General features: G+C 72.5%; 7 protein-coding genes. 1 reads left to right on the forward strand and 6 read right to left on the reverse strand.

Translation table 11 applies throughout. From position 1 onward, the window contains the following. Nucleotides 1-88: 88 nt before the first annotated feature. Entirely contained in the window at nucleotides 89-2,197 is a 2,109-nt protein-coding gene (uvrB, locus tag JWP64_RS09700; RefSeq protein WP_297494884.1) for an excinuclease ABC subunit UvrB, read from the reverse strand. 177 nt (nucleotides 2,198-2,374) lie between these two features. Here uvrB and JWP64_RS09705 point away from each other — a divergent pair, with 177 nt between their 5' ends. Continuing rightward, nucleotides 2,375-2,911, forward strand: a complete 537-nt coding sequence (locus JWP64_RS09705; RefSeq protein WP_297494863.1) for a DUF402 domain-containing protein — start codon at nucleotides 2,375-2,377, stop codon at nucleotides 2,909-2,911. A gap of 3 nt (nucleotides 2,912-2,914) precedes the next feature. Here the strand turns inward: JWP64_RS09705 and JWP64_RS09710 are convergent, their stop codons facing one another. The 5 genes from JWP64_RS09710 to JWP64_RS09730 all read right to left on the reverse strand — a co-directional run. Beyond that, on the reverse strand, nucleotides 2,915-3,520 hold the full coding sequence (locus tag JWP64_RS09710; protein ID WP_297494866.1) for a hypothetical protein: 606 nt from the start codon (nucleotides 3,518-3,520) through the stop codon (nucleotides 2,915-2,917). Further along, the gene (locus JWP64_RS09715) at nucleotides 3,517-4,218 is read right to left on the reverse strand and encodes a sigma-70 family RNA polymerase sigma factor (protein WP_297494869.1); all 702 of its coding nucleotides are present in this window, start codon (nucleotides 4,216-4,218) and stop codon (nucleotides 3,517-3,519) included. Before JWP64_RS09715 ends, JWP64_RS09710 begins: the two co-directional genes overlap by 4 nt. 107 nt (nucleotides 4,219-4,325) lie before the next feature. Next, entirely contained in the window at nucleotides 4,326-5,525 is a 1,200-nt protein-coding gene (gene coaE, locus JWP64_RS09720) for a dephospho-CoA kinase (protein WP_366889674.1), read from the reverse strand. 27 nt (nucleotides 5,526-5,552) lie between these two features. After that, nucleotides 5,553-6,269 carry a hypothetical protein gene (locus JWP64_RS09725; RefSeq protein WP_297494872.1) on the reverse strand — a complete coding sequence of 239 codons (717 nt, stop codon included), beginning with the start codon at nucleotides 6,267-6,269 and terminating at the stop codon, nucleotides 5,553-5,555. Between the two features lie 288 nt (nucleotides 6,270-6,557). After that, nucleotides 6,558-7,081 (reverse strand): S1 RNA-binding domain-containing protein (locus tag JWP64_RS09730; protein ID WP_297494875.1); only part of this gene is annotated, 524 nt, incomplete at its 5' end.

Consider the following 7,081-nt stretch of genomic DNA (forward strand, 5'->3'; position numbering starts at 1 on the left):
TGGTCGTGCGGTACACACCGTAGCCCGGGTGGTGGGAATGGCCGACAGCGGGCGGACGGGTGGCCTACCTTCCTCCGCCGTTCGCGCCTCAGCTGATGCCCGCCGCGTCCATCCCCCGCAGCTCCTTCTTCAGGTCCTGGATCTCGTCCCGCAGGCGTGCGGCGAGCTCGAACTGCAGGTCCCGCGCCGCGGCGAGCATCTGGTCGCTCATCGACTGGATCAGGTCCGCGAGCTGGGCACGGGGCATGTTCTTGGTGTCCTGCCCGCTCGCGATGCCCGAGCTGGCGCTGGCGCGCCCCGGCTCCCCCGCGGCCCGCTTGCCCCGGGACTGGTTGCGGCCCGAGCCACCGATCTGGACCTCGGTCTCCTCGGCCTCCCGGTAGACCTGGTCCAGGATGTCCGCGATCTTCTTCCGCAGCGGCTGGGGGTCGAGGCCCTTCTCCTTGTTGTAGGCGACCTGCTTCGCGCGGCGGCGGTCCGTCTCGTCGATCGCGTACCGCATCGAGTCCGTGATCTTGTCCGCGTACATGTGGACCTGGCCGGAGACGTTGCGCGCCGCGCGGCCGATTGTCTGGATCAGCGAGGTGCCGGAGCGCAGGAAGCCCTCCTTGTCCGCGTCCAGGATCGCGACGAGCGAGACCTCGGGCAGGTCCAGGCCCTCCCGCAGCAGGTTGATGCCGACCAGCACGTCGTACTCACCGAGCCGGAGCTGGCGCAGCAGCTCGACGCGGCGCAGCGTGTCGACCTCCGAGTGCAGGTACCGCACCCGGATGCCCAGCTCGAGCAGGTAGTCCGTGAGGTCCTCGGCCATCTTCTTGGTGAGCGTGGTGACCAGCACCCGCTCGTCCCGCTCCGCGCGCTCCCGGATCTCGCCCACCAGGTCGTCGATCTGGCCCTTGGTGGGCTTCACGACGATCTCCGGGTCCACCAGGCCGGTGGGCCGGATGACCTGCTCGACGAACTCGCCGCCGGTGCGGGAGAGCTCGTAGGGCCCCGGCGTGGCGGACAGGTAGATGGTCTGGCCGATCCGGTCCGCGAACTCCTCCCAGGTCAGCGGCCGGTTGTCCACCGCCGACGGGAGCCGGAACCCGAACTCGACGAGGTTCCGCTTCCGGGACATGTCCCCCTCGTACATGCCGCCGATCTGCGGGACTGTCACGTGCGACTCGTCGATGACGAGCAGGAAGTCGTCCGGGAAGTAGTCGATCAGGGTGGCGGGCGCCGTGCCGGCGCCGCGGCCGTCGATGTGCCGGGAGTAGTTCTCGATGCCCGAGCAGAACCCGACCTGGCGGATCATCTCCAGGTCGTACTGGGTGCGCATGCGCAGCCGCTGGGCCTCGAGCAGCTTGCCCTGGTTCTCCAGCTCGGCGAGCCGTTCCTCCAGCTCCTTCTCGATGTCCCGGACCGCGCGCTCCATCCGCTCCGGACCGGCGACGTAGTGCGTGGCGGGGAAGATCCGCACCTGGTCCACCTGCTTGACGACGTCCCCGGTGAGCGGGTGCAGGTAGTAGAGGGCTTCGATCTCGTCACCGAAGAACTCGATGCGGATCGCCAGCTCCTCGTAGGCCGGGATGATCTCCACGGTGTCCCCGCGCACCCGGAAGGTGCCGCGGGCGAACGCGAGGTCGTTGCGGGTGTACTGCACGTCCACCAGGGCGCGGAGCAGCGCGTCCCGCTCGACCTCGCCCCCGACCGTCAGCTCGACGGACCGGTCCAGGTACGACTGAGGGGTGCCCAGGCCGTAGATGCAGGACACCGAGGCGACGACCACGACGTCCCGCCGGGACAACAGGTTCTGCGTGGCGGCGTGCCGCAGGCGCTCGACGTCGTCGTTCACCGAGGAGTCCTTCTCGATGTACGTGTCCGTCTGCGCGATGTACGCCTCGGGCTGGTAGTAGTCGTAGTACGAGACGAAGTACTCGACGGCGTTGTTCGGGAGCATGTCCCGCAGCTCGTTGGCCAGCTGCGCGGCGAGCGTCTTGTTGGGCGCCATCACCAGCGTGGGCCGCTGCAGCCTCTCGATCAGCCAGGCCGTGGTGGCCGACTTGCCGGTACCGGTGGCGCCGAGCAGCACGATGTCCTGCTCGCCCCGTTTGATCCGGGCCTCGAGCTCCTCGATCGCTGCGGGCTGGTCCCCCGCGGGCTCGAACTCGCTGACCACGTCGAAACGGCCGCCGGTGCGGGGGATCTCCCCCACCGGGCGGTGCTCGGAGTGCGCGAGCGGGGTGTCCTGCTGTGTCTGCTCGCCCCGGTGGGCCGCCGATCCGGGAACCTCTGTCGCAAATGCCACGCGTTCCAGAGTACGAGTCCCCGCCGACAGTTTCCGGCGGGCGAGTCTCCCCGCACGATCGGGAAGTCCGGCAGGATCGGCGAGATGCACCCGCCGAAGATCCAGACCTTCGACGTGCCGGCCGGCGTCAACATCGACAACAAGGGGTTGCGCCGCGAGGTCGCCGAGTACCGGGAGACCCCGTTCGGCCTCTACATGAGCCGGGCGATCGTGGGCCGTGCGAGCGCGCACTGGATCGAGTCCTGGTTGCTGCCGGACCTCGGGATCTGCGTGAGCGACTGGTCCTGGAACCCCGGCCACCACCGTGACCAGGACTTCTACCTGGACATCGCCCTGATCGAGCCCGCGCCCGGCGGGGTGTGGCGGCTCACCGACCTCTACCTGGACGTCGTGGTCGGCAACGGGCGGTGGAGCCGCGTGCTCGACGTCGACGAGTTCGTCGAGGCGGTCGGCGCCGGCCTGATCGACGCCGCGGCGGCCGAGTACGCGATGCACCGCACGCACGAGACCGTGGCCGCCCTCGCGGCCCACGGCCACGACCTGGATGCCTGGCTGGTGACCGAGGGCATCGCGCTGACGTGGAGCGGTGCCCCCGGATCGGGGATCCGACCGGCCGGCTGACGGTCAGGCGAGGGAGGCGTCCGCGGAGCTCGACGTCGACGGCTGGCTGCTCGGCGACGGCGGCAGCGCGGTGGCCGACGAGGTCGGCGTCGGCTCCTCCGTCCCCTCGTCGTCCGGCTCGGTGGTGGTGGGGGGTGGCTTCGAGCTCGTGACCGGCGGGGTCGTCCTGGTCGTCGTCGGCCGCGAGGTCGTCGTGAGGTCCGGCGCCGGGGCCACGGGCGCGACGGCCGGCGGCGGCGTGGTCGTGGTCCTGCGCGGGGTGCGGCGCGTCGTGGTCGCCGGGTCGGCCTCCTCCGCCACCGGGAGCGGCGCTGCGACCGGCGCCGGCGGCGTCGTGGTCGTGGTCGTGACGGGCGGGGTGGTGACCGGGACCTCGCCGGCGGGCGCGGTGACGACCACGTTCGCGGCGGGTGCGGTGGCGACCCCGACCGCGGTGACCCCGCCCAGCCCGCCGACGGTGATCACGGCGGCGGCCGCGGCGGTGCTCGCGCGGGTCAGCGTGCCCGCGCGCCGCAGCACGACGTCGAGCGGCGGCAGCGTCACCCCGGCCGCGAGCTCGTCGTCGAGCCGGCGCAGCTCGTCCGAGACCCGTCCGTACGGGTTGGTCACCGGGAAGTCCCCTCGTCGTCGGTCCAGTCGTAGCCGCGGTCGTACGGGCTCGAGTATTCCGCGCGGGCGGGCGGAACGTCGGGATCCACCCCGAGCACCTGCGGTAATACATCCGCCATACCCTCGGCGACGACCCCGCGGGCCCGGGACAGCCGGGCCGCCACGGTGCCGGCCGACACGCGTTCCAGGGCGGCGACCTCCGTCGGTGCCATCCCCGCCATGTGCGTGAGCACGATGCACCGGCGTTCGGGCGCGCCGAGCCGGGCCAGGGCGCCGAGCACGGCCCGCGTGCGCGGGTCCACGGTCTCGGAGTCCGGCACGTGAGGCGAGCGGAGGCCGACGCGGGAGAGCATCTGCCGCCAGCTGCGCATCGAGGAGCGGACGGCGACCCGGCGTACCCAGCCGGCCGGGTCCGGGCCCTCGCGGACCTCGGACCAGCGGCGCCAAGCGCGCGAGTAGGCCTCCTGGACCAGCTCGTGGGCCTCGCCGGAATCCAGCGTGATCGCGAAGAGCTGCGCGACCAGTCGCGGGTAGTGGGCCTCGAAGTGAGCCCCGAAGTCCCCCCGGAGGTCCGTCCCCGGAGGCGTCCATCCCTCGTGGTCCGGTTCGACACCGGCGGGTCCGGCAGCGTCGGCGAGCCGCACGGCGTCGCCGTCCGCCTTCCCGCCGACGATGTCGTCCTCGGCCAGTGCGCTCACCGTTCGTCCCCCTCGGTACGACCGCGGGCTCGGCCGTCACGGATGCCCTGTCTACCTTTCGAAGAACGAGAGGACCCCGTTACAGGTTCGCCGTTGACTCGATCGGCCTAGTGATCCGGCTCATCGGCCGAGTCGTCGGGGGACCATCCGGTCTCTTTCGCCCACCGCTCCGCGCTCGGCAGCACCGTCTCGAACCACGTTTCCGTGCGTCCGGCGCAGCGGGACGCGTCCTCCCCGCCGAGCTCCGCCGACGCGGTACGCCAGGCGTCCAGGAACTCCGCCCTGCCGGCGGCGTCCGCGCACAGCCAGTCCCGGACCAGCAGGGCCTGGCGCCAACCCGGCGAGTCGTGGACCCGCACGTGCAGGAGCGCCGGGCGGCCGGGGTCCGCGGAGGCGTGCCGGCACGTGCGGCGGGAATCGTCCTGCGTGATCGGCACGCAGGCGGGGAAGCCCGCCTCCGCCAGCGCGTCCGCGACCGTCTCCGCGTCCTCGACCGAGGCGACCGCGAGCTGCAGGTCGATCACGTCCTCGGCCGGGAGGCCGGGGACCGCGGTCGGGCCGACGTGCGTGACGCCGAGGCCCTTCTCCCCCGCCGCCGCGGCGATGCGCGACCCGAGCCGGCTCGCCTGCGCAGGCCAGGACGGGTCCGGGTCCACGAGGCGCCGGGTACCGCCCCGGGTCGGCCGGCGCAGCCGGAGGTTCTCCTCGAAAGGGAGCAGGCGCTCGTGCCACAGCGCGTCGACGGCGGCGGTGAGCGCGTCCGGGGACCCGTTGTTGCCCAGCCAGACGTCCGCGGCGGCGCGGCGCTGCTCGTCCGTCGCCTGCGCGGCGATCCGGGCGCGGGCGTCCTCCTCGGACATCCCGCGGCTGCCGACCAGCCGCGACACCCGCACCTCGGCGTCCGCGTGCACGACCACGACCAGCGGCGAGGCGGCGGCGATACCGCTCTCGACCAGCAGCGGGCTGTCCTGCACGACCACGGCGTCCGGCCCGGCCTCGGCGACCAGCTCCGCGGCCCGCTTCCCGACGAGCGGGTGCACGATCCCGTTGAGCGTCCTGCGGGCTTCGGAGTTCCCGAACACCAGTGACGCGACCCTCGGCCGGTCCATCTCGCCGTCGGGCCCGACGACCTCCTCGCCGAACGCCTCGACGACGGCGGCGAGGCCCTCGGTCCCGGCGGCGACGACCTCGCGGGCGATCCGGTCCGCGTCGACGAGGACCGCGCCGAGCTCGACCAGCCGTCGCGAGACGGTGGACTTGCCCGATCCGATCCCGCCCGTCAACCCCACCCGCAGCACGTCGATCACGCTACACAGGGCGGTCGCCGCGCGACCTCAGCGGTTCTGGGCCGCCACGGCGCTCGGCTCGGGCGCGCGCGTGCCGTCCGACGCCGGGGTGGCCCCGGGTGGCGGCGTGGTCGTCGGCGGCCCGGCGGGCTGGGTGGCGCCGACCTGCGGGAGCACCCGCAGCGCGAGGTCGACGAGCCGGTCCCCGGGGGACTTGCCGGCCACCGGTTGCGGCGCGGGCAGGATGAACGTCAGCGTGTCGATCCCGTAGACGACCGCCAGCACCGTCTCCGAGGAGCGCTCGACCAGGACGGCCGAGGCACTTCCCAGCATGATGTCCCGCGACGGCGAGCCGTCCCGCTCGGCGGCCGTGTTGAGCTGCCACTGCTTCGACGCCGAGGCGGCGTCGGTGTAGCGGCCGACGTTGAGGTCGAGGAGCCTGCCGCCCTTGGCCCCCCCGGCCGTCCCGGTGTAACCGCAGGCCACACGCTCGGTCCGGTTCACCGACGGTTGAGGCACGCCGCGCACCGTCCGCAGGGTCACGGACCCGAGCGGTCGGGCGTCCAGGGCGGCGAAGTCCTCCGCGGTGAGCAGTCTCGCGCAGTCGTCCGGAAGTCGCTTCTCCGCGCCGCCGCCCGCCGCGCTCTCGGTGGCACCGGTGGACTCGCTGAAGGTGGGCACCGGTAGGGACTCGGGATTGTCGGCATCGGCCGTCCCGCAGCCGGCCAGCACCAGCACGAGAACGCCCAGGACTACCCCACGCATGCCGACGCTCGACCGCCGGCTGGCCCCCCACCGCACGCACCAACCGTAAGCGCCACTTCATGATCAGGTCAGGCGACGCACCCGTTCGGTCACGGAATGCAGCACAACCGTGATCCTGCGTTCCCCTGATCGATACCCGGCATGACCTTCGGGCGGATACGGCATGCCACGGGCGAGGGGTGGCCCGGACATGCCACGGCCCCGGTGACCGACTGGTCACCGGGGCCGTGGCGGAACGTCAGGAGCGTGAGATCAGGCCTTCACCCGATCCACCGCGCCCGCCGGGGCTCACGCCCCGCCGGACAGCTTCTCCCGCAGCGCGGCGAGCTGCTCGTCGCTGGCCAGCGAGCCACCGCTCTCCGCGGGGGCGCCACCGCCCTCCGAGGAGTAGTTCGCTGCACCGGTGCCCTCGACGGTCGCCTCGGCCTCGGCCTCGGCGGCCTTCCGGATCTGGGTCATGTGCTGCTCGTAGCGCTCGTGCGCCTCGGCGTACTGCTTCTCCCAGGTGGCGCGGGCCTCGTCGTAGCCCTCGAGCCAGTCGCCGGTCTCGACGTCGAAGCCCTCGGGGTAGATGTAGTTGCCCTGGTCGTCGTACTCGGCGGCCATGCCGTAGCGGGTCGGGTCGAACTCGGTGTCGACCGTCATGCCCTCGTTCGCCTGCTTCAGCGAGAGCGAGATGCGGCGGCGGTCCAGGTCGATGTCGATGACCTTGACCATGGCGTCGTCGCCGACCTGCACGACCTGCTCCGGGATCTCCACGTGGCGCTCGGCCAGCTCGGAGATGTGCACCAGGCCCTCGATGCCCTCCTCGA

Origin of the sequence: Pseudonocardia sp. (assembly GCF_025465255.1) — a bacterium.
Classification (GTDB): Bacteria; Actinomycetota; Actinomycetes; order Mycobacteriales; family Pseudonocardiaceae; genus Pseudonocardia.